The following is a 26,515-nucleotide window of genomic DNA, read 5'->3' on the forward strand; positions in this document are numbered from 1 at the left end:
CAGGCGCCGCGGCGCGGCCTTGCGATCCTCAGACCGGCCGGTGCTGCGTGCCCGCGCCCATGGTGATGTGCAGGATGCGACAGGACTCCACCACCTTGAGCGTGTGCCACGCGCCGCGCGGCACCACGTAGGCGTCGCCCGCCCGCAGCCGGGCCACCTGCGTGCCGGCGGGGCCCTCCTGGTGCAGCTCGGCCGCGCCGGACATCAGGCGCACGATCTCGTCGGCCTGCGGATGCATCTCCCATTGCGGCCAGTCGCGGGCGCAGGTGTATTCCGACACCAGCCAGCCGCGGCCGTAGCGTTCCAGGTCCTCGTGTGATTGCGACCAGAAGGCGTCGCCGCCCGCGAGCGGGGTGGCGTCGCCGGTGGCGTCCAGGAAGACGTACTGCGATGACAGGTCGGTGGGCATGGCGGTCTCCAGAGCAGGGGCAATAGGCGTTATAACAGCGTCCAGGGCCGCATCGACGGCGCGTCATCGTGGCCAGGAGTCCGCATGCAGATCGAATCCCGTTGGTTGTTCCCGTGCGAGCCACAGCACATCTGGCCGCACTTCCTGCATGCGCGCATGGACGACAGCCGGCCCTTGCTGTTCCGCCTGGGCGTGCCCAAGCCGATCAGCTGCAAGGTGCTCGAAGGCGCGCCGGCCGTGGGCCATACGCGTCAATGCACCACCGATCGCGGCACCATCGACCAGCGCATCCTGATCCTGCAGCCCGACGAGCGCCTGCGCTACCAGATGCAGCGCAGCACGGTCTGGTGCGCCCACTGGGTCGGGACGCTGGTCGATACCTTCGAACTGACGCCGATGCCCGGCCAGGGCACCGAGGTGCGCCGGACCACGCAATTCGAGGCCGCCGGCCGCTGGCGCTGGGCCAAGCGACTCGGCCTGTGGGCGGGGCTGCGCCAGGCCCATGCCTACGCCAGCCGCAATTGGCGCAGGCTGGCGCTGGCCAGCCAGGCGGCGCAGGAAAAGGGCGGCGAAGCGGCTGGAATACTCGAAAAACTGCGATAATCCGGGTCTTTCCAGGGGGCGCCGGCTCGCATCCGGCGTAGGTGTCGGCATGAGCAAGGGATTCGACGGCGTCCGTCCGGCATCCGAATCGTCCATCGAGATCGGTTTCTTCTACCAGGGCCGCCATTGCGTGGAGCGCATCCGCGTCAAGCCGACCGCCGCCAACCTCAAGCGCGCCGCCGAACGGCGCACCGCCATCCTGGCGGCGATCGCGCGCGGCGACTTCGACTACGCCGCCGAATTTCCCAAGCGCACCGCTGCCACCCCATCCGCCAAGGACGAGACATGACCAGCGTTGCCGCATTGCCCGTATACGACCTGACCGCCGATGCCTTCGCGTCCTATGGCTGGATGCTCGGCAAGCCGATCCCGCAGGGCAACGGCGTGCCGCTGTTCAGCAACGCCGCCACCGACTTCTGGCAGGAACACGTCTTCAACACCGGGGCCGGCGGTGACGCGGAGGTACTGTGGGTCAACTACCGCAGCGCCTCGCCCGAGGTCGCCAGCCTGGAAAAGCACCTGCTGACGCAGCAGGCGATCGTGCCGCTGACCGGCGCCATCATCCAGGTAGTGGCCCGCAGCGCGGCCGATGGCAGCCCCGACCTGGCCACGCTGGCGGCGTTTCGCGTCGATCCCGGGCAGGGCGTCTGCATGCGCCCCGGCTGTTGGCACGCCACGCGCGTGGCCGACGCGGAAGTCACCTGCCTGATGCTGACCCGGCGCTCGACCACGCTCGACCTGATCCAGCACCTGACCACCGACGCCTGCGCCAGCGAAAGCGCGATCACGCCGATTGCGCCGCGCCAGCTGCAAGCCCTGCATTTGCCGGACTGATTCACCGAATTCGCATGGCACGCCAGGCGCCATGCGCCTGCGCGGCTTGCGCAACGTCGTCTCGTCATCCGCGCGCGCTATCCCGAGCGTGGTGAAATGTGCCAGAATTTGTGCGACTGTTTTTGTCGCGACGCTGCCGCCATCCGGGCGTTGCCAACCGCTTCCCGTGTTGGAGCATGGAATGCGCATACGCCCCGCTGGCGCTCGATCGACCCGCTATGTTCGCGGCCTGCTTGTCCTGACGTTGTGCACCGGCGCGGCCGGCTGCAGTTTCACCTCGTCCGACGCGGCGACGGGGGCGCAGTACGTCGGCATCGATGGCGTGTCAGCGCCCGAGGCGCGCCGCATCGCCAAGGAAGCCTATGTCTACGGCTATCCCATGGTGGCCAGCTACCAGGCCATGTACGCCGCCAGCATCGACCGGGGCAATCCCCACTACCAGGGGCCGTTCAACACCCTCGGCCGCGCCGAGCCCGCGCCGGACGACGCACCGCAGTTCTCCGCCGTGCTGGACCTGCGCGCCGAGCCCGTCGTCATCAGCGTGCCGCCGATGGAGGCCAGGCGCTACCACGCCTTGCGGCTGACCGACCTGTATAGCTACAACTTTGCCTATATCGGCAGCCGCGCCACGGGCAATGGCGGCGGCAGGTATCTGGTGACGGGGCCGCGCTGGAACGGCGCCGCGCCCAAGGGCATGGCCACGGTGATCCGCGCCGAGACCGAGCTGGTGAGCCTGGCGGGGCGCATCCAGCGCTTCTCGGCCTCGGACCAGGCCAACGTCAAGCGCATCGAGGCCGGCTACCGCATCCAGACGCTCTCGGCCTACCTGAAGAAGGCGCCGCCCACGCCGGCCACGGTGGAGTGGCTGGCGCCCGAATCGCCCGCGCAGATGCGCACCTCGCTCGAGTACTACAACCAGCTGGGCTTCCTGCTGCAGTTCGCGCCGGTGGCGCACAGCGAGAAGACGCTGCGCAAGCGTCTCGACAGCATGCGCATCCGGCCCGACGCGCCGGCGGTCACCGACCGCAGCAATCCGCGCCTGCGCCAGGTCATGCAGGAAGGCATGCACGATGGCCAGAACGAGATCGACAAGCGCCGCCTGGCGCTGGACGGCAAGGCCGATACGCTGTTCGGCGACCGCCGCACGCTTGGCAACGACTATCTGGCGCGCGCCACCGGCGCGCAGGTCGGCCTGGGCACGGACAGCCGCGAGGAATCGATCACGGCGGTGCTGGCCACCGACGCCGCGGGCCAGCCGCTGGATGGCGCCCAGCCGTATACGCTGCGGTTCGCGCCGCGCGCCTTGCCGCCGGTCAATGCGTTCTGGTCGGTGACGCTGCAGCGCCCGGCCGGGGCCACGCAGGCGCCTCACGCGGCCCGGCGCACGCTGGTCGATTCGTCGATGCTGCCCGCGCTCAAGCGCGATCGCGATGGCGGGCTGACGCTGCACATCCAGCCCCAGACGCCCGGCAAGGGCGGCGAGGCCAACTGGCTGCCGGCGCCGGCGGGGCCGTTCACGATCACGCTGCGCTATTACTGGCCCAAGCCGGCCTTGCTGGACGGCAGCTGGCAATCGCCGCAACCGCAGCGCGTCGGGCTGTAGCATCCGCTCGGGCGGCGCCGGGCAAGGCCGTTGTGATCTTGCCGGCGCGCGCCCGCAGGCGGCTTGACGCCGCCGCGCGGCGTCACAGATCCTCGCTGCGCCACACCTTCAGCACGCGCCCGAAAATCTGCAGGTCCATGTCTTCGGTGATGTCCCAGGCATCGTATTTGGTGTTCTCGGACTTGGCGCGGATCAGCAGGCCCTGGGCGCTGGGAATGCGTTGCAGGCGCTTGATGAAGCCCTCGTTGCCGACGCGAAAGAAGAACACGCCGTCGACCTCCGCCTTGACCACGCCCAGGTCCACCAGCAGTGGATCGCCCGGGTTGTACATGGGCCGCATGCTGTCGCCGAAACCGGTCACCACGCACAGGTTGGCGGCCGTGGTGTAGTGGCGCAGGTTCTTGTGCAGCCATTCCTGGCTGACGCGCAGGCTCTGGATCACGCCGGGCTGGTCGCGCAGTTCGACGCCCGCGCCCATGGCGCCGCCGGTATCGAAGCGGGGGATGCGCAGATCGTCGTCCGCGCCGTGGTCCCTGCGCGCGGTGTCGCTACCGCCGGCATCGGCCAGCACGATGTCCGGCGGATACTGCGCCGACTCGTCCAGCAATTGCTCGAGTGACAGCCCCAATCCGGCCGCCAGGCGGGCCGCGTACTTGGAGCGTTCGCTGTCGCGCCCCTCGAGCGCGGCGATGGTGCCCACGCCGACGCCCGTGCGCGCTTCCAGCTGTTCCAGGGTAAGACCGAGAGCGGCGCGGTAGCGCCTGATTTGTTTTCCGAGAGCCATGGTGTCAACGCTAAACAGTTGTGGAAAATTGTGCAACAACAAGTGTTGAAAACAGGATTATACATTTGTAGAATCTTACCCATGGATTACCCAAAACGTGTGCTGTTATCAGACGGAAGCGTGGGTAGCGTATCGCTACCAAAGGGCTTCTCCCCCTCATCCATCCGGACCGCCGCAACGGCGCTCCGCAACACCGGCGCCCGGGCGGCGCCACCCCGGCAGCGTCCACCAGCGACGGACACCGGCATCGAACTCAACGGCAAGGAGCGGCAAATGAATCAGGCAGGAAACATGGCATTGCAGGCACCGCAGGGCTGGGTCGCGGCGGCATCGCAGGCGGGCGCCGCCGTCGCGCGCTCCTTCGCGTCGCGGCCGGCGGAACGCGCCGGCCGGCCGCAGGCGGCGCAGGGCCAGAACCAGAAGGGGCAGAGCATGACGCGGGAAGAATCGGATCAGGTCGAAGCGCTGATCATGGAGTGGTACCACTGGAGCCGCGGCTACCGGCCCGCGCTGGGCGTTGGCCGGGTCTCGGCGTTCGCGCGCGGCATGACGGCCAACGAGGCCTATGACGATGAAGACGTCGACACCCGCCTGGCCGCGGCGCGCGGCGAGCAGACCGAGTTGTGTATCGACGAGCTGCCGTGGCAGCAGCGTTCGGCGATCGGCGTGCACGCCGGCAACCGCGCGGCCGGCGCCCGCGTCTTCAGCAACCCGCGCCTGACGCCCGAGCAGCAGCACGCCGCGTATCAGGAAGCCAAGGTCGCACTGCTGCCGGCATTGCGCCGGCGCGGGCTGGTGACGGCGCCGCAACTGCGACACGCCGATCGCGCAAAAGCTTGCGGCGCGCGGGCCACGTCCGCATAATTGAGTCGTCGGGCCAAGTTGCGCCCGAAGAGAATCTGAACGTACCGACCAAGCCCCTCGGCAATTGCCGCGGGGCTTTTTCATGGCCGCTCCGGATTCCCGGAAACGCCGATGTTGCCCGCCCCTGGCGGGCTTTTTTTTTGGAGTCTGCAATGGCAGGTACTACCGTTTCGCAATTCGTTCAAACCCAGGGCACCCAGTTGGAAGTGTCGACCACGGCCACCGAAGACCTGGGCGCCGCCGGCCTGAGCTACGCCGATCTGGCCATCACCATCAAGGACCCGAACTTCCAGGGCGGCCAGACCACCGAGATCGACGTCACCGTGCTCAAGTCCACCGCCAAGGAATACGCCCTGGGCCTGGACGACAGCGGCACCTTCAGCATGGCCGGCAACTGGAAGGCCGGCGATCCCGCCCAGAAGGCGCTGGTGGCCGCGCGCAGCGACAAGAAGACCCGCGCCTTCCGCGTGACCTTCGCCGACGGCGCCAAGTTCGAGTTCCTCGGCCTGGTGACGCAATACCAGTGGCAAGGCCAGCTGGACAACGTCGTGTCCGCCACGTTCAACGTGCGCGTCACCGGCGCCGTCAAGCTGACCGACGCGCCCGCCAACGGGGGCTGAACGCCATGACGGACACGTCGATCAATTCCTCTGCCCGCGCCGCGGGCCTGCGCGGCCTGGCGGTCGATCCGCTGGCCGGCTTCGCCCATGAAACCGTGACCGTGCCGCAATGGCAGGACGCGCGCGTCATCGTGCGCGCGCCCAGCGCCGGCGACCACCTGTTCCACATCCGCGCGATCTGGGCGGCCGCGGGCGTGGTGCCGGGCGAGGACAACGAGGTGGTGCGCGCCAAGCTGGACGCGCCGGGCGTGGACTACACCCACGCCTCGGCCAGCCTGCTGGTGCGCACGCTGTTCGAGCAGACCGAGCAGGGGCCGCGGCGCGTCTTCGGCGACGAGGACGTCGCCGTGGTGGCCGCGGCCTACGGGCTGGCGCACGCCACGCTGGTGGCCAAGGCGATCGAGCTGGGCAACCTCGGGGAGGGCGCGCCGGAGCGCGCAAAAAAGCCCTCCAGGAAACGCCAGACCTCCGTTTCCTGATGGTCCTGGCGCTTCGACTGGGGCGCACGCTGGGCGAGTTGATGGACACCATCGACACCCGTGAAGTGTCGCTGTGGCGCGAGTGGGACCGCACGTCTCCGTTGGGAGACGAACGGGCCGACGTGCTCACGGCCAGCCTGGCCGCCACGGTGGCGCAGGCGGCGGGCGCCAAGTTGCGCGCCACCGACATGCTGGTGCGCTGGGGCGCGCAAGACGAGGAACCTCCCGCCGAGGCGGGGGCGGACGTGTTGAAGGCGTTCCTGATGTCGAAGGTCAAGAAGGGGTCTTGACGACGTGTCCGGCCCGCGCAAGCGGGCCGGAAGCGGATCTATGAGAGGTATAGGACCATGGCAAACAACAACAACGCCGCGAACATCGAGGCGGAAAACAGGGCGCTCAGACAGAACACCGTCGAGCTCAATCGCAATGCGTCGGCCCGGCGGGCGTGGGAAAGCGCCGTTGCGAGGGCCGCGACCACGTGCCAGAAAAGCAACGACACCACTGATAAGGGCACCGACGGCAAGAAAAAGTCGACGGACGCGCTGAACAAGCATGCCCAGGCGATCCGGTCGGAAGCGGTCGAGCAGGCGCTGGCGGAAATGAAAAGGACCGGCGGGATGCTGGGCCGGACATCCGAAACCGCGAAGATGGAGTACGAAACCGAAACCGGCCGGTTCGCGAACGAGAGTCCCAACGACAAATACCGCCTGACGACCGCCGCGTGGGATCTCGACAGGCTGCGCGACCAGACGAAGATGCGCGCCTACATCGAGAATCTCGAGGATCCCGATGCCGAATCCAGGCGGGAAAAGGCCCAGAAGCAATGGGCGCTCGATGACGCGTTGCGGGACGGCACGCTGAGCCAGGACAAGTACGACAAGGGGCGGCGCGATCTCGGGCTCGTCGAGAAGGACGGCGACTTCATGGCGAAGGTGAACGACAAGCTGCTCGAGTCCGCGCGCAACGGGGCGGGCAAGATCCAGGACATCCTGGGCACCAAGATGTATGACTTCGTCTCCGAGAAATTCGACAAGATGGGGCTGTCGTTCCTGGACAACGTGGCCAAGATGGTGACATCCGCGGCCTCCGCCCAGCTCATGGAGACGTTGCTGGGCAAGGAATTCATGTCGGGTTCGGGCGGCCTGGGCGGCTGGATCGGCAAGGCGGGGGGCCTCATTGCCGGCCTGTTCGGCTCGGGGGGCGCCAGCAGCGCCGGCAGCGCCATCGTGCCGTCGGTGGCCGAGGCGTTTCCCGTGTTCGCCAAAGGCGGCGCCTTCACCAACGGCATGGTCTCCAGCCCCGTCGCGTTCCCCATGGGCGTCATGGGCGAAGCCGGTCCCGAGGCCATCATGCCGCTGCATCGCGGCGCCGACGGTTCGCTCGGCATCCGCGCGGCCTTCCCGAACGTGGGCGGCGACGGCGGCCAGACGGCCGGCGGGGTGTCCGTCAACGTCTACGTGCAGGACGGCAACGTCAGTTCCTCGACCGAGTCGGGCGAGGGTGGCTGGAAGCAGTTCGGCCAGCAGATCGGCGAATACGTCACGCAACTGGTCGACCGCCGCATGACGCAATCGTATCGTCAGGGCGGTCTGGCCTGGCAAGCCAACAACAACCGTTTAGCGGGGGCATGACCATGGCAGTCGAGATCTTCAACTGGTCGCCGCGCATCAATCCGCAGGGGCGAACCAAGTTCCGCGTGTTGAGCGCGCAATTCGGCGACGGCTACGGCCAGACCGCGGCCGATGGCATCAACAACAAAGTGGCCACCTGGCCCCTGCAGTTCTCGGGCTCGGCGGGGCAGATCGGGCCGATCGTGGCATTCCTGGACCGGCACCAGGGCTATCGCGGATTCCAATGGCAGCCGCCGTTGGGCGAGCCCGGGTACTACACCGCGGCCGATTACGACCTGACCGCAATGGGCGGCGAGATGTACTCGCTGGCCGTGACCTTCCAACAAGTCTTCAGGCCCTGACATCCATGGCGACGATACAACCTATCAACGTCGGCAAGACCGACAACGACAAGACGGGCGACCCGCTGCGCCTGGCGATGCAGAAGGTCAACGAGAACTTCACCGAGGTGCGGTCGGATCTGGCGGGCAGGTGGGACGCATCGTCTCTGGGCTCGGCCGTGGATCTGAACACCCTCACGGCCCCGGGGCGGTACCACCAGAACACCAACGCCAATGCCCAGACGGGCAGCAATTACCCGATTGCCCTGGCTGGCCTGCTGGAAGTGGCCGCCTCCGCGGACGGCCTGTTCGTCTATCAGGAGTACACGCAGTATCGATCCGGCGCATATTCGCGCCGCTTCTGGCGGTCATTCTATGGCGGCGTCTGGGCGAGCTGGCAGGAGCTGCCCGCGCTGTCGCAGAAGGGCGCGGCCAACGGCCTTGCCACCCTGGATGCGAACGGCAAAGTGCCCGCCGCGCAACTGCCGGCGGCGTTCTCGACCGTGCTGCCAACCGCGGCGCACGACCTGAACGATTACGTCACGCCGGGATCGTTCTACCAAGCGGCCATTGCCGGCGCCACGGCGGGGACCAACTATCCGGCTGCCAACGTCGGCTTCCTGGAAGTCACGGCCACCGGCACGCCGGTGGTGCAGGTCTACACCACGCGCACCAACGTGGCGGCCGCCATGCAGCGCTTCTGGCGCGTGCGGGTGGCGTCCGCAACCTGGTCGGCCTGGAAAGAGCTTGCCGACGTCTCCAGCGTGGTGTCTTACGCGGGCTCGATGCCCGCCGGCCAGGACCTGAACGGGTATACGCAGCGCGGGCTGTGGGCGGTGGCGACTTCCGCGATCGCGGCGGGAGGAACGAATTTTCCCATCGGGCAGTCGGGCTACCTGCTGGTCATGTCGGCGGCGCAGCTGGGCGGCATCACCGTCACCTCCGGCGTATGCCAGGTCTACTACGCTGGCAACGGCAACAAGGTCTACAACCGCTCGTTGATCACGGGGACATGGTCGCCCTGGGTGGCCAGTGTCGATTCCGCGCAACTGGCGGCGCCGGGCGGCATCGCGACCTTGGACAATGCGGGCAAAGTGCCGCAGGGCCAGATCCCCGGCGTGAATGCGCGGCCGCTGGGCGCCGCCGACGACCTGAACGCCTATGCGACGCCTGGCGACTATAGCCAGAACACGAATGCGGCCGCCGCCGCGGGGACGAACTATCCCGCGCCGCTGGCGGGACTGCTGTCGGTCAGGTTCGGCACCGGCAGCAATAACGCGGTGTACCAGGAATACACGACCTATACGCTGGCGAATCCACGCAAGTTCATTCGCAACCGTTTCCAGAGCGCCGGCGTCGCGACCTGGGGCGCCTGGTTCGAACAGGCCCGCGTGGACCAGGCGATGACCCACGTCTACCTGGCCGCGGGGACGGACGCCAACACCCTGGTGGCCGACAACACGTTCTACACCTGGAGCGCGGGCACGCCCATGTCGGCCGGTTCGAACTGGCCGCCCAGTGGCGCCTTCAATGCCGGTTACATGAACGTCTACTGGCTGTCGGCCGGCATCGTCTGCCAGGAATTGTCCGTGCTCTTTACCGGGCAGAAGCCGCGCACCTACGTCCGGCATGGCAATGCCGCCACCGACACCTGGCAGGCGTGGCGCGCCGTGGGCAGCTGGAGCAATGCGTTGCAGATGCCCACCGCGGATTGTGGCGACATCTATGTCGATGGCGCGGGGTGGCATCGCTGGAATGGCGCGGCCTACGCCAGGTTCGACCCCGCCATCGCGCAGGACCTGGCATTCGATTCGGCGAGCTGGAAAGTCCGCGGGGCGACCGGATTCGGGCCCAATGCGGGGGGTGTCATCCAGAGCACCTCCGGCACCGGCAACCTGAATGTGGCGCCGGGCACGGCGGCGGCGGGCAGCCGCGTGAACGTGTGGCAGGACGCGGGCGCCAACGCCAGCGTGCTGTCGCTCCAATGTTTTCCCTCGGGTGCCTACATCACCAGCGGGAGAACGGGCACCGGCGCCTACCAGCCGTTGATCTTCGAGGTCATCGGCTACGACTGCGGCCGCATCAACACCGCGGCCACCTGGGTGTTGGGGGCGGAGTACAACCGCAACTATCTGGTGCGCCAGGCCATCAATTTCGAAGGCGGCGGCAGCCGCTTCGGCACGCTGTACAGCCCGCAGGCGGACCACACCTCGGCCATCGTATTCACAAACGCCGCGGGCGGCCTGGTGGGCACGATCCAGACTTCGCCATCGGCGACGTCCTACAACACCACGTCGGACTACCGGGTGAAGTACGACATCGAGGACATGGACGGGGCCTGGGCCTTGCGATCGGTGCTGAAGATGCGGCCGCGCACGTTCAGGATGGTGATGGACGACAGCGCGCAGGACGGCTTCATCGCGCACGAATTGCAGGAGGTGGCGCCATTGGCCGTGTCCGGTGAAAAGGACGCCGTCATGGCCGACAGCCACGGCGGCGCGCCGCGCATGAAGCTGCAGGGGGTCGACAGTTCCAAGCTGGTTGCGCGCCTGGTGGGCGCCCTGCAGGAAATGAACCGGCGCATCGAAGACCTGGCAGGCCAGGTCGAACGCCTGCGCGGCGGGGACGGCTCGGCCGGCTCGACGTCGCGTTCGGCTACGGAGCAATGACAATGGGAATCTACTCAGACGTACAAAAACTGGAAGTGGGGGCGCTGGTCGAGCTGTTCGAACTGGATGCAACGGAAATCGGCGGACAGGTCCTGCGCTTTCACGGCTACACCCAGGTCGGTCCGATCTGGTGGCAAGGGCAGCAGTACGACCCCTGGGCCATCCGGGCCGAAGGCTTCGAGCAGGTGGGCGAAGGGCAACAACCCTCGCCCACGCTGTCGGTGGGCAATATCGGGCAGGACGAAAAAAGCCAGCCCGTCGTCGGCGTGATCTCCGCCCTGTGCATCCATCTGGACGATCTGGTGGGTGCGCGCGTGGCCGTGCGCCGCACGCTTGGCAAATACCTGGATGCCGTCAACTTCGCCGGGGGCAACCCCACCGCGGATCCGCAGGAAGAGCTGCCGCCCGAGATCTGGATCGTGCAGCAGAAGACCGCGGAAACCGCCGAAGTGGTGCAGTTCTCGCTGTCCAGCGCGCTGGATTTCAACGGCCAGAAGCTGCCCGACCGGCCGATCATCGCAGGCGTCTGCTCCTGGCTGCGCAAGGGCGGCTATCGCGGCCCCTATTGCGGCTACACCGGCAGCCGCATGTTCGACCTGGATGGCAAGCCGGTCAGCGATCCGACGCTGGACCGCTGTTCGGGCCTGATGTCCGACTGCAAGAAGCGCTTTGGCGAATACGAAGTCATCAACTTCGGCGGCTTCCCGTCCGCCGACCTGGTCAGGGGATAGGCATGCTCAAACGCACGATGCAGGCCATCCGCGACCATGGCGTGGCGACGTATCCGCAGGAATGCTGCGGGCTGGTGGTCAAGGCGGGCCGACGCGAATGGTATGTGCCGTGCCGCAACACCGCGGCCAGCGAAGAGCATTTCGTCATGTCCGCGCAGGATTACGCGGCGGCCGAGGAAAGCGGCCGGATCACGGCCGTGGTGCACTCGCACCCGGACGCGACGGCGCTGCCCAGCGAAGCCGACCGGGTGGCCTGCGAGGCGTCCGGCCTGCCCTGGTACATCGTCGCCGTGGCCAAGGATCCCGATGGCAAGATCAAGGCCGGCGAGATCCGCGGCTTCACGCCGGAAGGATTCCAGGCGCCGTTGCTGGGGCGGCAGTTCGCGCACGGCGTGCTCGATTGCTATTCGCTGGTGCGTGACTGGTATGCGCGCGAACGCGGCATCCCGCTGCCGGACTTCCCGCGCGAGGACGGCTGGTGGGAGCCCGGCCGCGCTGGCGACCTGTACATGGATCACTACGCCGAGGCGGGCTTTCGCCCCTTGCATTCGCATGAAGCGTTGGCGCCGGGCGACGTGGTGGTGATGCAGGTGCGTTCGGACCGCGCCAACCATGCGGGCGTCTTCCTCGGCGCCCAGCCGCTGCGCGAGGCGCCGGACCTGTTTCCGCTGCCGGACGCGATGCTGCATCACCTGTATGGGCGCGACTCCGAGCGGGTCGTGTACGGCGGGTTCTGGCGGGAGGCCACGCGGGTGGTGCTGCGCCATGGAGAAAAGACATGAATGACAGGACACGAGTGGTCCGGCTATACGGCTGGCTGGGCACGCGCTTTGGCCGGGAGCACCGTCTGGCCGTGGCCAGTCCCGCCGAGGCGGTGCGGGCGCTGTGCGCGCTGCTGCCGGGCTTCGAGCGCGCGGTCGCGGACAGCGAGCGGCGGGGCGTGCGCTTTGCCTGCTTCGCCGGCCGCCGCAATCTGTCGGAAGACGAGCTGCGGTATCCGGTGGGCGCGGACGCCATCCGCATCGCGCCGGTCCTGGCGGGCGCCAAGAATGGCGGCTTGTTCCAGACGGTGCTGGGAGCGGCGTTGATCGCCGCGGCGGCGATCTACAGCGGGGGCCTGGCGGCCGCATTCACGGCGGGCGGCCTGACCCAGGCCACGGCGACGCTGGGCCTGTCGATGATGCTGGGCGGCGTCGCGCAGATGCTGTCGCCGCAGCAACGGCTGCTCAGCGCCAAGGACGGCCCGGAAAACGGCGCCTCCTACAACTTCAACGGGCCCGTCAACACCATGGCACAAGGCAATCCCGTGCCGTTGCTGTACGGGGAAATGTTCGTCGGCAGCGCCACGATCTCCGCGGGTATCTATTCGGAAGACCAGGTATGAAACAACGACATCGCATCAGGAACAGGGCGCCCGCGGGCGCCTTTTCTTTTGGCGGCAAGCCGGTGGCCGAGGGCCAGGGGCTTGTCGGCCACAAGGGCAAGGGCGGCGGCGGCGGCCGCACGCCGGTGGAATCGCCCGACAGCCTGCACAGCACCGCCTACGCGCGCGTCATCGACCTGCTGGGCGAAGGCGAGATCTACGGTCCCGTGCACGGCATGGACAACGCGCTGCGCGACGTCTACCTGAACGGCACGCCCGTGGCCAACGAGGACGGCTCGCTGAACTTCACCGGCGCGTCGATCGACTTTCGCACCGGCACGCAGTTGCAGGAGCCGCTGCCCGGTTTCCCCGCGTCGGAAAGCACCATCGGCATCAGCGCCGAGCTCAAGTCGAGCCAGCCGTGGACGCGCCTGTTCACCAACCTGCAGGCCTCGGCCGTGCGGGTCACGCTGGCGGCCGAAGGCCTGAGCCGCGCGGATACCAAGAACGGCGACATCAACGGTTACCGCGTCGAGTACGTGATCGAGCTGAACACCGACGGCGCCGGCTACCAGACGGTGCTGTCGACCGCTTTCGACGGCAAGACCACCCAGCGCTACACGCGCTCGCACCGCATCGAGCTGCCGCGCGCGCGCCAGGGCTGGACCGTGCGCGTGCGCCGCGTCACGCCCAACGCCAACAGCAACACCATCTCGGATCGCACCGTGGTGGACACGGTCACCGAGATCGTCGACGCCAAGTTGCGCTATCCGATGTCGGCGCTGGTGGGCATCAAGATCGACGCGTCGCAGTTCCAGAGCATTCCCACCCGCGCGTACCACGTGCGCGGCCGCATCATCCGGGTGCCGTCCAACTATCATCCGGACCTGCGCCGCTATGACGGCGTGTGGGACGGCACGTTCAAGCTGGCCTGGACCAACAACCCGGCCTGGGTGTTCCACGACCTCATCAGCAACGACCGCTATGGCCTGGGCACGCGCGTGCCGGCGGGCTGGCTGGACAAGTGGGGCCTGTACCAGATCGGCCGCTATTGCGACGAGATGGTCGACGACGGCTTCGGCGGCAAGGAACCGCGCTTCACCTGCAACGTCTACCTGCAACAGGCGGCCGACGCCTACCGGGTGGTGCAGGACTTCGCCTCCATCTTCCGTGGCATGGCCTATTGGGCCAACGCCGCCGTGTTCGCCTCGGCCGACATGCCGGGCGACCCGGTCTACACCTTCTCGTCGGCCAACGTGGTCGACGGCCGCTTCAACTATGTCGGCTCGGCGCTGACCACGCGCTACACCGTGGCGCTGGTGTCCTGGAACGACATGTCGGAAATGGGCCGCCAGAAGGTCGAGTACGTCGAGAACCGCGAGGGCATCGCGCGCTACGGCATCCAGCAGGTCGAAGTGACCGGCTTCGGTTGCACCTCGCGCGGCCAGGCGCACCGGATCGGCAAGTGGATGCTGCTGACCTCCAATATGGAAACGCGCTCGGTGACGTTCGCGGTGGGCCTGGATGCCTGCCGCGTGCGGCCGGGCAGCGTGATCCGCGTGGCGGACCAGCACCTGGCGGGCCGCCGCATCGGCGGCCGCATCCGCGAAGGCTCGGCGACGCAGATCACGGTGGATGCCGAACTGGGCGTGCGGCCGGGCGACCGCCTGACCGTCAACCTGCCCAACGGCCTGTCGGAAACGCGGCTGGTGGCGACCGCGGTGGGCACCGGCCTGACCGTGGACAACACCGTCTTCACCGTGGACTCGACCGAGCTGACCGCCGACCTGGTCGGCCTGCCCGGCACGGTACTGCACATCACGGTCACCACGCCTTTCTCGCAGGCGCCGGAAGCCGAGTGCGTGTGGACGCTGGAATCCGAGGCCCTGTCGGCGCAGACGTTCCGCGTGTTGAGCGTCAAGCGCAAGGAAGGCCTGGTGGCCGAGATCGCCGCCGTGCAGCACGAGCCCGGCAAGTTCGACAACGTCGACTTCGGCACGCGTCTCGATCCCAAGCCGATCACGGTCGTGCCGCCGTCGGTGCAGCCGGCGCCGGTGAACATCCGCCTGGCTTCGCGTTCGGTGATCGACCAGGGCATGGCGCGGCACGTCGGCGTCATCAGCTGGGACGCGGCGCCGTCGGCCGTGGCCTATCAGGTGCAATGGCGCCGTGACAACTCCGACTGGGTCGAAGCGGGCCGCACCGGCGCGCAGACCCTGGAGCTGCCGGACATCCGCGCCGGCGCCTATGTGGCGCGGGTGCGCGCGATCAACGTGTCGGACATCTCGTCGGTGTGGGTCAACTCCACCGAGACGATGCTCGAAGGGGACATCGCGCCACCGCCCGCGCTGGCGCTGCTGGCCACCCAATCCCTGGTGTTCGGCATCGACCTGCGCTGGGCCTTTCCGGAAGGGCGTTTCACGGCGCAGCGCACCGAGATCTGGTACAGCGCGTCCAATGACCGTGCCAGCGCCATCAAGCTGGGCGACTTCGCCTTCCCGCAGAGCGCACATACCCTGATGGGCCTGTCGGCCGGCAAGCGCTTCTACTTCTGGGGCCGCATCGTCGCCCTGAACGGCGAGATCGGCGCGTGGTATCCGGCCGACCAGGGCGTGATGGGCGAGTCCAGCTGGGAAGCCAGCGAGATCCTGGAATACCTGAACGGCAAGATCAGCCGCGACGAGCTGGCCAAGGAACTCACGGGCACCATCGACGGCCTGACGACCGGCCTGGACGAAACCCGCGCCGCGATCACGGCCGAGGAGACCAGGCGGGCCGATGCGGACGGGGCGCTGTCTTCGCGCGTCGATACGGTGCTGGCGACCGCCAACGGCGCTGCCGCCGGTGTCGAGGAGGCGCGAACGGCGTTGGTCGGCCTGGATGGCAAGCTCAAGGCGACCTGGAGCGTCAAGGCGCAGGTCACGCAGGACAACAAGGTCTATGCGGCCGGCATGTCGCTGGGCGCGTACACCCAGCCGGACGGTCAGGTGCAGACCTCGGTTTACTTCCTGGCGGATCGGCTGGCCCTGCTGAACCTGGCGAACGGCGCGACCACCACGCCGTTCGTGATCGAGAACGGGCAGACGTTCATCAATGATGCGGTCATCGGTACGGGGCGGATCACCAATGCGATGATCCGCAGCCTGGATGCCGGGAAGATTGACGCGGGCTTCATCAACGTGGATCGGCTCGAGGCCAACGCGTTGACCGCCAAGCTGGCGAACCTCGGGACGGCGTATATCTCACGGGCGCACATCCGCGACGCGCAGGTGGATACGCTGTCGATCGCGGGCAATGCAGTGACGATTCCGACCTCGTGGGCAGGAACGGGGGGCGGTACCGTGGTCATCAACAGCAACGTCGCAGGGCCTGTCGTGGTGATCGCGTATCGCTCCGGCTACTCGGGTCAGGCCTCGAATTTGCGCATTTACGTCAATGGCGCGTTGATGGAAAACGCTGCGGGTTCGCACACCGTGTGGCAAAGCGGCAGTGGCGAGGGGCCCCAGCCGTATGAGTACACGAGTCTGCCGCTGACGGCGGTGACCGTCGGCAACGCGGGCGTGGGCAACACGACGATTACCGTCAATTCTTCCCGTTCGAGCAGCAACGCCGCGAGCATTCGCATCGTCGCGCTCATGGTGAAAAGGTGAGGAAAATGGATATGTATACCGCATCGTTCTACGACCCGAGCGGTCGGATCATCGGTGTCATGCGTGGCCCACGCGAGAGCGTGGAGGCCACCGCGGAAGCGACGGGACACGCCTTCGTCGAAGGCGAAGGGAATCCGGATCTGCAATACGTGCTCCAGAATGCGATCGTCGCTCGCCCCGAGTCGCCCGTCGTCCTGGCGGGGAAAACGCTTTCCGGGTTGCCTGTCCCCAGCCTCATCAGGATCGGCAATGTCGCGTACCCCTGCGCCGAGACCGTGGCAGAGCTGGAGTTCGGCCACGCAGGGACCTTTGCCGTCGCCATCGAAGCCTGGCCCTATCTCAACAAGGAGTTCACCGTTGAAAATCCGCCACTATGAACCGTACGCGCCGCTGCGCGCCCGCGCCTATCCCGCCATCGGCGACCAGCTCGACGCGATCATGAAGTTCGCCGCGCACCTGCAGGCCTCGGGCCAGGCGCTGCCCGACGAGGTGACGAGCTGGGTGGCGCAATGCCGTAGCGTCAAGCAGCGCTACCCGAAGCCGACTGACGCCAGAGAGGCCCAGGCATGACCCAACCCCTGACCACCATCCGCCTCTACGGCCGGCTGGGCGCCGAGTTCGGCCGGCTGCACCGGCTGGCCGTCTCCAGCACCGCCGAGGCGATACGCGCGCTGTGCGTATTGCTGCCCGGCTTTGAAACCCGCCTGCTCGACAGCGAATCCAGGGGCGTGCGCTATGCCTGCTTCATCGGCCGGCGCAACCTGGACGAAAGCGAACTGTCGCGGCCGGCGGGCCATGAAGATATCCGTATCGCGCCCATGCCCACCGGCGCCAAGCGCGGCGGCCTGATGCAGGTGGTGGTCGGCGTGGCGATGATCGTCGCGTCGTTCATCCCTGGCATCAACGTCATGTTGTGGGCGGGCGCCAGCACCTCGCTGATGACGATGGGCGTGGCCATGACGCTGGGCGGCGTCGTGCAGCTGCTGACACCGCAGCAGCGGGCCCTGAGCGTCAAGGACGGGCCGAACAACGGCGCTTCCTACAACTTCAACGGCCCCATCAACACCACCGCCCAGGGCAATCCCGTGCCGGTGCTGTACGGCGAGCTGATCGTGGGCAGCGCCACCATTTCGGCGGGCATCTACGCCGAAGACCAGGTGTAGGGCGTGCGGATGCCGGACGGGTTACCCATCCGGCCCGCCAGCCTTTCGGCCGCGACTCGACCTAGAATCAGGCATCGGGCGGAGCGAGCCTCCGCGCCAACAGGGGAGCCCCGATACCGCATGAAGCGCAACTTCAACATCCACGACCTGCGGATCTTCTATACCGTGGTCATGACCGGGTCCACCCGGCAGGCCGCGCAGGCCATGCACCTGACCCAGCCGGCCGTCAGCCACGCCATCTCGCGGCTCGAACACGCGACCGGCGTGCAGTTGTTCGACCGGTCCCACAAGACGTTGCGGCCGACCGAGGCGGGGCAGTATCTGTACGGCGAGGCCAAGTTCGTGCTGGACGAATTAGTCCGCATCGACGAGGCGCTGCACAGCATCGAACAGTTCGGCGGCCGTGGCCTGCGCATCGCCAGCTCGCCCGCGCTGGCATTGTCCTATGCGCCGGACGCGGTGCGCCGCTATCTCGACGCCCACGGCACGCGGCCGTTCTCGATCGACCTGGAATCATCGGTGCAGGCGATCAGCGCCGTCGATACCATGCGCGCGGATTTCGGGCTGGGGGCGGTGTCGCAGGAAAATACCCGGCTGATGTTCCGCCCCTTCCTGCGCACCGAGGTCATGGCGATCGTGCATCGCGAGCACCCCCTGGCGCGCGGCGAGGCCGTGGCGGTGGGCGACATCCGCCCCGACAGCTACGTGCAGCCCTTGTGGTCCGACTATGTCATGCCACAGGGCGACATCGCCGAGGCGATGCAGCTGCGTTCCGGCATGCGGGCGCATATGTCGCTGCTGGCGGGCACCGTGTGCGCGGTGCGCGGCGTCAGCATGGTGAACGCGCTGTCGGCTTCCGACATCACGGCGGCCTATCCCGACCTGGTGGCGCTGCCGTTGGCCTCGCGCCAATGGTTCGATTTCGTGCTGATCGCGCGCAACGAGGCCGCCAGCCGGGAGTCGGCCGAGCACCTGCTCCAGGCCTTGCATGCCGCCGCCCGGCAGCGGCAGCAGGGCGTGTATGCGCGGACGATCCAGCTGCTGGCGTAGGGGACTAGTCCGCTGGCGGTTGCCAGGGCAGTGATTGCAGGTCGCCGTCGATGCTGATCGCCTGGCCGCTGACCATCGCCCCGAACGGGCTGGCCAGGAACAGCGCCATGTTGGCGATGTCCGCCGCGCGCACGAATTGCCCCAGGCTGACGCCGGCCAGTTCCAGCCGGGTCTCCTCGGCCACCGTGACGCCCATGTTGCGGGCGCGGGCCTCGATGACCCGATCGATGCGCGGGCCGGCCACCAGGCCGGGCAGCAGCGCGTTGACGCGGATGCCGTAGCCGCCCAGTTCGACCGCCAGCGAACGCGTCAGGCCGACCACGCCCCACTTGGTGGCGGCGTAGGGTGTGCGCATGGGCACGCCCATGCGGCCGGCGACCGAGCTGATGTTGATGATGCTGCCGCCGCCCGCTTCGCGCAGGGCCGGCAGCGCGTGCCGCACCGTGTGGAACTGCGCGGCCAGGTTGATGTCCAGCGTTGCGTCCAGGTCCTGCGGGGCAATGTCGCCGATGCCGGCGGTGGGGCCGGCGATGCCGGCATTGTTCACCAGGACGTCGAGTCCGCCCAGGTGCGACAGCGCCTCGCCCATGTAGCGGTCGATCTCGTCGCGCCGGCTCACGTCGGCGCGCGACGAGGGGTGCGGGCAGGCCGCCAGCGCGCCTTCGTCCACGTCGCATACATGGACCCGCGCGCCCCGCGTCGCGAAAGCGCCGGCGATGGCCGCGCCGATACCGGCCGCGCCCGCGGTGACGATGACGCGCTTGCCGGACAGGTCCACGGGTAGGGCGCCGATGTCGGCCGGGATGGGGTTTTTCACAGTCATATGGGTTCCTTGCGCATGGCGATCCGGGCAGGATCAGGGCTTCATCAGGCGGCAGGTCGATTCGGCCGGCGCGGTATAGATCTGGTCGCCCGGCGCGCGCGCCACGAGCTTGTAGTAGTCCCAGGGGCCTTTCGATTCCGCCGGCGTCTTCACCTGCATCAGGAACATGTCGTGCACCATCAGGCCGTCGGCGCGGATCTTGCCGTCCTTCACGAAGAAGTCGTTCACCGGATTGGCCTTGAGCCACTTCATCACCGTGTCGCCATCGGTGCTGCCGGTGGCGGCCACGGCCTTCAGGTAGGTGGTGGTGGCCGAGTAGTCGCCGGCCTGCAGCATCGACGGCTTCTTCTTCATCCTTTCCTCGAAGCGCGCCGCCCATTGGCGCGATGCGTCATCCTGGTCCCAGTACCAGGCCGTGGTCAGGTACATGCCCTGCGCCGCCGGCAGGCCGAGCGCGTGGATGTCGGTGATCAGCACCAGCAGGCCGGCGATCTTCATCTTCGGCGTCAGCCCGAACTCGGCCGCCGCCTTGACGGCATTGCTGGTGTCGCTGGCGGAATTGGCCAGCCCCAGCACCGACGCGCCCGAGGCTTGCGCCTGCAGGATGAAGGACGAGAAGTCGGCCGTGTTCAGCGGGTGGCGCACGCGTCCCTTGACCGTGCCGCCTTCCGCCTGCACGACTGTCGACGCATCCCGTTCGAGCGCCTGTCCGAAGGCGTGATCCACCGTCAGGAAGAACCAGTCCTTGTTGCCTTCCTTGAGCATCGCCCGCGCCGTGCCGCGGGCCAGCGAGACCGTGTCGTAGACGTAGTGGACGGTATAGGGCGTGCATTGCGAGTTGGTCAGCTCCGAGGCGCCCGCGCTCACCACGAAGAACGGCGTCTTCTTCTCTTCGGCCACCTTGGCCATGGCCAGCGCCGCCGCCGAGTTGGCGCCGGCGATCAGCATGTTCACGCCTTTCTGGTCGAGCCACTCGCGTGCCCTTGACGAGGCGATGTCGGCGCGGTTCTGGTGGTCGGCCACCAGCACCTCGACCTTCTTGCCCGCCACCACGCCGCCCAGGTCGGCCACCGCCATCTTGATGGCCTCGGCGCCGCCGGGACCGTCGGCGTCCGCCGACAGGCCCGACATGTCGGTGATGAAGCCGATCCGGATCACGCCGTCATCGGCCTGGGCCACGCCCATCCCGCCCATCCCGCCCAGCACGGCGGCCAGCGCGGCCGCGCACAGTGTCTTTTTCATGGTTGTCTCCTCGATCCCGCGGATCTTGTTGTCATGGATGGCCCCGCCGCCGCTCAGAACGCGACGTCGTGGCCGCCCTTCAGTTGCAGCGTCGCGCGCGCCTCGTCGGGCGTGGCGATCTGCAGCGACAGGTCTTCCAGGATGCGGCGGATACGCCGCACCTGGTCGGCGTTGGAGCGCGCCAGTTCACCCGGCCCGTCCCACAACGAATCCTCCAGCCCCACGCGCACATTGCCGCCCATCGTGGCCGCCATCGTCGCCAGCGGCGTCTGCTTGCGCCCGGCCGCGAGCACCGACCAGATGTAGTCGGCGCCGAACAGGCGGTCGGCGGTGCGCTTCATCATCATCACGTCTTCGGGGTGCGTGCCGATGCCGCCGCGGATGCCGAATACGGACTGGATCAGGAAAGGCGGCTTGAGCAGCTTGCGGTCGACGAAATGGGCCGCGGTGTACAGATGGCCGATGTCGTAGCACTCGATCTCGAAGCGCGTGCCGTTGTCGCCGCAGGTCGTCAGGATGTGTTCGATGTCCTTGAACGTGTTCTTGAAGATCAGGTCGTTGCTGCCTTCCAGGTAGGGGCGTTCCCAGGTGTGCAAGAACGTCTTGAAGCGCTCCAGCAGTTCGTACATGCCGAAGTTCATCGAACCCATGTTCAGTGACGCGACTTCCGGCTTGAAGCGCAGCGCCGGCGCCATGCGGTCGGCCAGCGGCAGCACCGGCGAGCCGCCGGTGGTGATGTTGATCACCACATCGGACGCGGCTTTGATGCGTGGCAGGAACTGCGCATACAGCGCCGGATCCTGTGTCGGCTGGCCCGTGTCCGGCTGGCGCGCATGCAAGTGAACGATGGCCGCGCCGGCCTCGGCCGCCTCGATGGCGGAGCGGGCGATCTCGTCGGGCGTGACGGGCAGGTGCGGCGACATCGACGGCGTATGGACCGAGCCGGTGATGGCGCAGGTGATGATGACCTTGTTCCTGGATGGCTTCATGGGCCTGGACCTCTTGGATGTGGAGGCCCGGCTGTCTCCCGCCGGGCGCAGGCCATTCTGTCGCACGGCGCCGGCCGCTGTCACCTGAACATAAATTATCAATTGATAGGGAATCCGGTGCTGCGGCGCAGCGTGGGGACGGTCGGCCATGGATGCGCCGGAAAGGGCGTTTTCGTAATATGCCGGTTCCGGCGTACCCGTCCCCTAGCCCCTTTCGATAGATGTCATGAATGCTCCTGTGAACTACGTCCTCGCGATGGACCTGGGCGGCACGCGTTTTCGCGCGGCGCTGGTCGACGGGGAGGGCGGCATCGCCCATTCCTGCTCCATCGACAGCCCGGCGGGTATCGCCGTCCGGCCCGGTTGGGATGAGATCGACGCCGATGCCTGGTGGCGCGGCCTGCAGGCGCTGGCGGACACCCTGGCGGCGCAGGCCGGCGCGGCGGCTTTCGATGCGGTCGAGGCCATGGCCATCTGCGGCGTCACGCGCACGCAGGTGTTCGTGGACGCGCAGGGTGCGGCCATCCGGCCGGCCATCACCTGGCGCGATGCGCGGGCGGCGGCGGATTTGCCTGAGTGGTTGTCGTCCCTGCCGGCCGGTCATCCGGAAAGCGGACAGATCAACACCTTCCATCCCTGGGCCCGCATCGCCTGGTTGTTGCGCACGGAACCGGCGCACGCGGCTCGCGTGCAGGCGGTGCTGGATCCCAAGGATTACCTCAACCTGTGCCTGACGGGCCGGGTTGCCAGCGACACGGTGTCGCTGGCACGCCTGGCGGCCGCGGCGGCGCCCGTGGCGGATGTGTCGGGGTCGGCGCCCGGCGACCTGCTGACCGCCATCGGCGCCAGCCCCGCCTGGGTGCCTGACCTGCTCGATCCCCTGGACACCGTCGGCCCGGTGCTGCCCGGCCTGCCGGGCGCATTGGCCCGCCTGGCCGGCCGTCCCGTGATCGCCTGCGCCAACGATACCTGGGCCGCCGTCGCCGGCCTGGGTGCGTTACGCCCGGGGTACGCCTACAACATCTCGGGCACCACCGAAGTGTTCGGCGCGGTGGGCGCCGAGCCGGTGCATGCCGAGGGCCTGATGACCGTGGATTGGGGCGGCGGCCATCACCAGGTCGGCGGGCCGGGCCAGAATGGCGCCGACACCATTGCCTGGCTGTTGCCCTTGCTGGGCCGCCTGGGCGATGAAGGCATGGCCGGCGTCGGCCCGGCGATGGATGCCCTGCTTGGCGCGCCGCGCGATCCGCAGCCGGCCCTGTTCCTGCCATACCTGCAGGGCGAGCGCGTGCCTTACTGGGATCCGCACCTGCGCGGCGCCTTTGTCGGCCTGAACCGCCGCCATGGTCCGGGCGACCTGGCCTGGGCCGTGCTGGAAGGCGTGGCGTTCCTGAACCGCATCGTGCTGGAGCGCGCCGAGGCCGCGCTGGGGCAGCCCGTGGCCGAAATCCGTTTCGGCGGCGGCGCCGCGTCCAATCCACGGTGGTGCCAGGCCAAGGCCGATATCTGCGAGCGTCCCGTCATCGTCGGCCAGGCCGACCAGCCCGGCATTCTTGGCGCGGCGGCCGCGGCCTGGACCGGGGTGGGGCGTTACGCCAGTTTCGCGGCGGCGCAGGACGCGCTGGCGCGCGTCGCCCGGCGCTACGAGCCTCGGCCAGAGCGCGTCGCCGATTATCGGCGGCTGTACGCCCAATTCCGCGCCGCCGAGGCCGCGCTGGCGCCCGTGTCGCACGCGTTGGCGGCCCTGCGGCTGGGGTAAAACCCTAGGCGCGATCCGGCGCGCCCCGGTGCCGGCGCGCGTGTGCCGGGTATACACTACGACGCCACAGGCCCGGACGACGATCCGGCCGGCTGGCGCGGCGCAGCAGGGCGCGTCCGCCATCAATCACATGCAGCAAGGGCGAGGCGATGCGCGGCATCCTGGAAAAGTACGGCACGGCAATCGCGGGATTGGTCCTGGTGGGCTTTTTCGCGATAGCCGCCCCGAATTTCGCCGCGCCCGGCAATCTTCTGAACATCGCCAAGGAAACCAGCTTCCTGGCCATCATCGCCATCGGCTTCACGCTGGCGCTGGTGACCGCGGAACTGGACCTGTCCGTGGCCGACGTGGCCAGCCTGGCCGCCGTGGTCACGGGCGCCCTGGTGCATACCGGCCAGCCCGTGCTGCTGGCGATCGCCGCCGGCCTTGGCGTGGGCCTGTTCTGCGGCCTGTTCAATGGTTTTGCCGTCACCCGCCTGCGGGTTCCCTCCCTGATCGCCACGCTGGGCATGGCCGCCATGGCGCGCGGCTTCGCCTTCATGCTGACGGACGGTGTCTCGTACGTGGGCCGTTGGCCCAGCGCCTTCACCGACCTGGCGCGCGGCAAGCCTTTCGGCATTCCCGCGCTGGTGCTGTGGATGGTGGGCGCGGTGCTGTTCGCCTTCTTCCTGGTCAAGTGGACCCGCACCGGCGCCCGCATGACCGCCACCGGCGAGGCCGGCGAGTCCGCCCGCCTCGCGGGCATCAACATCCGCGCCATGAAGAGTATCGGCCTGGCGCTGTCCGGCCTGTGCGCCGGCCTGGCCGCGGTGCTGCTGACCTCCAGCCTGTCGTCCGCCGCGCCCAACATGGCCGGCGACTATTTCCTGTACGCCATCGCCGCCGTGCTGCTGGGCATGACCATGTTCAATCCCGGCCATGCCAACATTCCCGGCACGCTGGTGGCCGCGCTGATCCTCAAGGTCCTGGGCAACGGCCTGGTGCTGATGGGGGCGGCCTATTACGTGCAGGACATCGTCCTGGGCTTCATCATCGTCGCGTCCGTCGCGGTGTCATCGGCCGTGCTCAAGAAAGCGGCCTTCAAATTCGGATAGGAAGGGGAAACATCATGAACCGATTCTTCAAGCGCACGCTGCTGCTGGGCGCATTGGCCGCGCAGGCGCTGGCCGCCAGCGCCGCGCACGCGTTCGACGTCGGCGTGGTGGCCTTCCAGATGTCCTCGGAAACCCATGCCCGCGCCGCTAACGCGGCCGCGCAGGCCGCCCGCGCCAAGGGCTGGACCGTGACCCAGCTGAACGCCGAGGGTTCGCTGCCCAAGCTGGCCGAGCAGCTCGACACGCTGGTCAACAAGAAGGTCGACGCCATCGTCATCGCCATGGGCAAGCCGGTCGAGACCGATGCCCAGCTGCAGGCCGCCAAGGAAAAGGGCATCGCCGTCGTCGGCGTCATGTCCGGCGCCAGCCCGCACATGCTGTTCGACGTCGAGGTCAATGAATACGCCACCGGCGCGCAATCGGTGCTGTACCTGCTGGGCAAGATGGGCTACCAGGGCAACATCCTGTCGGCGCGTTTCGACGGCAATTCCGGCACCCGCATCCGCGGCAAGATGCTCGACGCGGTGCTGTCGGAAAACACCGCCGTCAAGGACCTGGCCAAGTTCAGCATGGCGCGCACGCAAAGCTGGCGCGACGACGTGCGCAACGGCATGCAGGCGCTGTTCCTGCGCAACCAGGGGCAGTTCAAGGGCGTCTGGGCCTCGTTCGACGGCCAGGCCTATGTGATTGACGACCTGCTGCAGGCGCAGGGCATGAAGAAGGGCGACATCACCCTGGTGTCGGTCGACGGCGGTCCGGAAACCTATCGCCGCATCGCCGATCCCGACAGCCTCATCACCGCCACCATGATGATTCCGTTCGAGCAACTGGGCGTGACGGCCGTCGACGCCATCGACCGCATCGTGGTCAAGAAGGAGCCCAAGGACAAGATCGCGTCCGGCCCCTACCTGTTCATGGATTCGGTGCTGGTCGACGCCAGCAACGTGCAGCAATTCCTGACGCCCGCCAAATAGGCGCCAGGGCGCGCCATCCGCCACCGCACCCTTCATGTCCGTCGCCGCTTCCGCCACCATGACCGCCGCCCCGTCCGCCGCGCTATCGCTTCGCCAAGTCCGCAAGTCCTACGGCGCCGTCGAGGCCCTGAAGGGCGTCGACCTGGAGGTGCCGGCGGGCCGCGTGATGGCCATCTGCGGCGACAACGGCGCCGGCAAATCCACGCTGATCCGCATCATCTCCGGCGCGCAGGCGCCCACGGGCGGCGAGTTGAGCCTGGATGGCAAGCCGGTGGTGTTCGGCTCGCCGCATGACGCGCTGGCGCAGGGCATCGCCACCATCTACCAGGACCTGGCGCTGGCGCCGCGCCTGTCGATCTGGGAAAACGTCTTCATGGGCGCCGAGCTGGTGCGCCGCATCGGCCCGCTGCGCGTGCTCGACAAGCGCCGCATGGCGCAGGAGGCGCGCGGCTACCTGCAACGCCTGTCGGTGCCGATCGACGACATGGACCGCCCGGTCGAACGCATGTCGGGCGGCCAGCGCCAGGCCGTCGCCATCGCGCGGGCGCTGCGCTGGGATGCGCGCGTCGTCATCATGGATGAGCCCACCGCCGCGCTGGGCGTCAAGGAAACCGCGCTGGTGCTGAACCTGGTGCGCAAGCTGCGCGAGGAAGGGCGCACCGTCATCCTGATCAGCCACAACATGGCCGACGTGGTCGCGCTGGCCGACCGCGTCGCGATCCTCAAGAGCGGCGTCAAGGTCGTCGAGCGCGAAGTGGCGGGCCTGGACGCCGACGCGCTGGCGCACATGGTGATGACGGGCAAGGCCTGACCGTCCGTCCACCCAAGCGCCCGCCGGCGGCGCGGACAAAGTCAGGTGCA

General features: G+C 68.0%; 28 protein-coding genes. 23 read left to right on the top strand and 5 right to left on the bottom strand.

The features are described from left to right. Nucleotides 1-28: 28 nt before the first annotated feature. Nucleotides 29-409, bottom strand: coding sequence for a cupin domain-containing protein (locus I6I07_RS10055; protein WP_198486524.1), 381 nt, complete (start codon nt 407-409; stop codon nt 29-31). An 84-nt stretch (nt 410-493) separates the two neighbouring features. Between I6I07_RS10055 and I6I07_RS10060 the strand changes: the two genes are divergently transcribed. From I6I07_RS10060 to I6I07_RS10075, 4 genes are all read left to right on the top strand, one after another. After that, nucleotides 494-1,012: a hypothetical protein gene (locus tag I6I07_RS10060; RefSeq protein WP_198486525.1), complete on the top strand. Its 519-nt coding sequence runs from the start codon at nt 494-496 to the stop codon at nt 1,010-1,012. A gap of 49 nt (nt 1,013-1,061) precedes the next feature. Then, nucleotides 1,062-1,301 (top strand): Arm DNA-binding domain-containing protein, encoded by a 240-nt coding sequence (locus tag I6I07_RS10065; protein WP_198486526.1) that lies wholly within the window; start codon nt 1,062-1,064, stop codon nt 1,299-1,301. Next, nucleotides 1,298-1,846, top strand: coding sequence for an ureidoglycolate lyase (locus I6I07_RS10070; RefSeq protein WP_198486527.1), 549 nt, complete (start codon nt 1,298-1,300; stop codon nt 1,844-1,846). The genes I6I07_RS10065 and I6I07_RS10070 overlap by 4 nt, the downstream gene beginning before the upstream one ends. Before the next feature lie 181 nt (nt 1,847-2,027). Next, nucleotides 2,028-3,449: a DUF1254 domain-containing protein gene (locus I6I07_RS10075; RefSeq protein WP_232626017.1), complete on the top strand. Its 1,422-nt coding sequence runs from the start codon at nt 2,028-2,030 to the stop codon at nt 3,447-3,449. Between the two features lie 82 nt (nt 3,450-3,531). Here the strand turns inward: I6I07_RS10075 and I6I07_RS10080 are convergent, their stop codons facing one another. Further along, nucleotides 3,532-4,233: an XRE family transcriptional regulator gene (locus tag I6I07_RS10080; protein ID WP_198486528.1), complete on the bottom strand. Its 702-nt coding sequence runs from the start codon at nt 4,231-4,233 to the stop codon at nt 3,532-3,534. Between the two features lie 81 nt (nt 4,234-4,314). Here I6I07_RS10080 and I6I07_RS10085 point away from each other — a divergent pair, with 81 nt between their 5' ends. The 15 genes from I6I07_RS10085 to I6I07_RS10155 all read left to right on the top strand — a co-directional run bounded on the left by I6I07_RS10085 (nt 4,315) and on the right by I6I07_RS10155 (nt 18,773). Then, nucleotides 4,315-5,097, top strand: coding sequence for a hypothetical protein (locus I6I07_RS10085; RefSeq protein ID WP_232626019.1), 783 nt, complete (start codon nt 4,315-4,317; stop codon nt 5,095-5,097). A 152-nt stretch (nt 5,098-5,249) separates the two neighbouring features. Then, nucleotides 5,250-5,717 (top strand): phage tail tube protein, encoded by a 468-nt coding sequence (locus tag I6I07_RS10090; protein WP_198486529.1) that lies wholly within the window; start codon nt 5,250-5,252, stop codon nt 5,715-5,717. 5 nt (nt 5,718-5,722) lie between these two features. Then, the gene (locus I6I07_RS10095) at nt 5,723-6,196 is read left to right on the top strand and encodes a phage tail assembly chaperone (RefSeq protein WP_006391597.1); all 474 of its coding nucleotides are present in this window, start codon (nt 5,723-5,725) and stop codon (nt 6,194-6,196) included. Beyond that, nucleotides 6,196-6,486, top strand: coding sequence for a phage tail assembly protein T (locus I6I07_RS10100; protein ID WP_198486530.1), 291 nt, complete (start codon nt 6,196-6,198; stop codon nt 6,484-6,486). The genes I6I07_RS10095 and I6I07_RS10100 overlap by 1 nt, the downstream gene beginning before the upstream one ends. 57 nt (nt 6,487-6,543) lie before the next feature. After that, complete coding sequence (locus I6I07_RS10105) at nt 6,544-7,827, top strand: phage tail tape measure protein (RefSeq protein ID WP_198486531.1); 1,284 nt, start codon at nt 6,544-6,546, stop codon at nt 7,825-7,827. Nucleotides 7,828-7,829: 2 nt separating this feature from the next. Further along, nucleotides 7,830-8,168, top strand: coding sequence for a phage tail protein (locus tag I6I07_RS10110; protein ID WP_035361037.1), 339 nt, complete (start codon nt 7,830-7,832; stop codon nt 8,166-8,168). A 5-nt stretch (nt 8,169-8,173) separates the two neighbouring features. Next, nucleotides 8,174-10,816, top strand: coding sequence for a pyocin knob domain-containing S74 family peptidase (locus I6I07_RS10115; protein ID WP_198486532.1), 2,643 nt, complete (start codon nt 8,174-8,176; stop codon nt 10,814-10,816). Between the two features lie 2 nt (nt 10,817-10,818). Beyond that, entirely contained in the window at nt 10,819-11,547 is a 729-nt protein-coding gene (locus I6I07_RS10120) for a phage minor tail protein L (RefSeq protein WP_116521062.1), read from the top strand. Nucleotides 11,548-11,549: 2 nt separating this feature from the next. Next, entirely contained in the window at nt 11,550-12,329 is a 780-nt protein-coding gene (locus I6I07_RS10125) for a C40 family peptidase (RefSeq protein WP_198486533.1), read from the top strand. Next, the gene (locus I6I07_RS10130) at nt 12,326-12,931 is read left to right on the top strand and encodes a tail assembly protein (protein WP_198486534.1); all 606 of its coding nucleotides are present in this window, start codon (nt 12,326-12,328) and stop codon (nt 12,929-12,931) included. Before I6I07_RS10125 ends, I6I07_RS10130 begins: the two co-directional genes overlap by 4 nt. Then, a complete protein-coding gene (locus tag I6I07_RS10135) occupies nt 12,928-16,560 on the top strand; it encodes a host specificity protein J (RefSeq protein ID WP_232626021.1) in 3,633 nt (1,210 codons plus the stop codon). Before I6I07_RS10130 ends, I6I07_RS10135 begins: the two co-directional genes overlap by 4 nt. Before the next feature lie 11 nt (nt 16,561-16,571). Beyond that, on the top strand, nt 16,572-16,937 hold the full coding sequence (locus I6I07_RS10140) for a hypothetical protein (RefSeq protein WP_198486535.1): 366 nt from the start codon (nt 16,572-16,574) through the stop codon (nt 16,935-16,937). Beyond that, nucleotides 16,918-17,130, top strand: a complete 213-nt coding sequence (locus tag I6I07_RS10145) for a hypothetical protein (RefSeq protein ID WP_006391587.1) — start codon at nt 16,918-16,920, stop codon at nt 17,128-17,130. The genes I6I07_RS10140 and I6I07_RS10145 overlap by 20 nt, the downstream gene beginning before the upstream one ends. Then, nucleotides 17,127-17,723: a tail assembly protein gene (locus I6I07_RS10150; protein WP_061073164.1), complete on the top strand. Its 597-nt coding sequence runs from the start codon at nt 17,127-17,129 to the stop codon at nt 17,721-17,723. Before I6I07_RS10145 ends, I6I07_RS10150 begins: the two co-directional genes overlap by 4 nt. A 120-nt stretch (nt 17,724-17,843) precedes the next feature. Next, nucleotides 17,844-18,773, top strand: coding sequence for a LysR family transcriptional regulator (locus tag I6I07_RS10155; RefSeq protein ID WP_198486536.1), 930 nt, complete (start codon nt 17,844-17,846; stop codon nt 18,771-18,773). Nucleotides 18,774-18,777: 4 nt separating this feature from the next. Here the strand turns inward: I6I07_RS10155 and I6I07_RS10160 are convergent, their stop codons facing one another. The 3 genes from I6I07_RS10160 to I6I07_RS10170 are packed head-to-tail and all read right to left on the bottom strand — an operon-like array spanning nt 18,778 to nt 21,827. Continuing rightward, the gene (locus I6I07_RS10160) at nt 18,778-19,596 is read right to left on the bottom strand and encodes an SDR family oxidoreductase (RefSeq protein ID WP_198486537.1); all 819 of its coding nucleotides are present in this window, start codon (nt 19,594-19,596) and stop codon (nt 18,778-18,780) included. A gap of 33 nt (nt 19,597-19,629) precedes the next feature. Next, nucleotides 19,630-20,838 (bottom strand): ABC transporter substrate-binding protein, encoded by a 1,209-nt coding sequence (locus I6I07_RS10165; protein ID WP_198486538.1) that lies wholly within the window; start codon nt 20,836-20,838, stop codon nt 19,630-19,632. 53 nt (nt 20,839-20,891) lie between these two features. After that, a complete protein-coding gene (locus I6I07_RS10170; RefSeq protein WP_198486539.1) occupies nt 20,892-21,827 on the bottom strand; it encodes a 3-keto-5-aminohexanoate cleavage protein in 936 nt (311 codons plus the stop codon). Nucleotides 21,828-22,053: 226 nt separating this feature from the next. Between I6I07_RS10170 and I6I07_RS10175 the strand changes: the two genes are divergently transcribed. From I6I07_RS10175 to I6I07_RS10190, 4 genes are all read left to right on the top strand, one after another. After that, nucleotides 22,054-23,586: a xylulokinase gene (locus I6I07_RS10175; RefSeq protein WP_232626023.1), complete on the top strand. Its 1,533-nt coding sequence runs from the start codon at nt 22,054-22,056 to the stop codon at nt 23,584-23,586. Nucleotides 23,587-23,735: 149 nt separating this feature from the next. Further along, nucleotides 23,736-24,680, top strand: coding sequence for an ABC transporter permease (locus tag I6I07_RS10180; RefSeq protein WP_198486540.1), 945 nt, complete (start codon nt 23,736-23,738; stop codon nt 24,678-24,680). Between the two features lie 14 nt (nt 24,681-24,694). Further along, nucleotides 24,695-25,654: a sugar ABC transporter substrate-binding protein gene (locus I6I07_RS10185; protein ID WP_198486541.1), complete on the top strand. Its 960-nt coding sequence runs from the start codon at nt 24,695-24,697 to the stop codon at nt 25,652-25,654. A gap of 34 nt (nt 25,655-25,688) precedes the next feature. After that, entirely contained in the window at nt 25,689-26,465 is a 777-nt protein-coding gene (locus I6I07_RS10190; RefSeq protein WP_198486542.1) for an ATP-binding cassette domain-containing protein, read from the top strand. Nucleotides 26,466-26,515: the final 50 nt, after the last annotated feature.

This window comes from Achromobacter deleyi (assembly GCF_016127315.1).
In the GTDB taxonomy this organism is placed as follows: Bacteria; Pseudomonadota; Gammaproteobacteria; order Burkholderiales; family Burkholderiaceae_B; genus Achromobacter; species Achromobacter insuavis_A.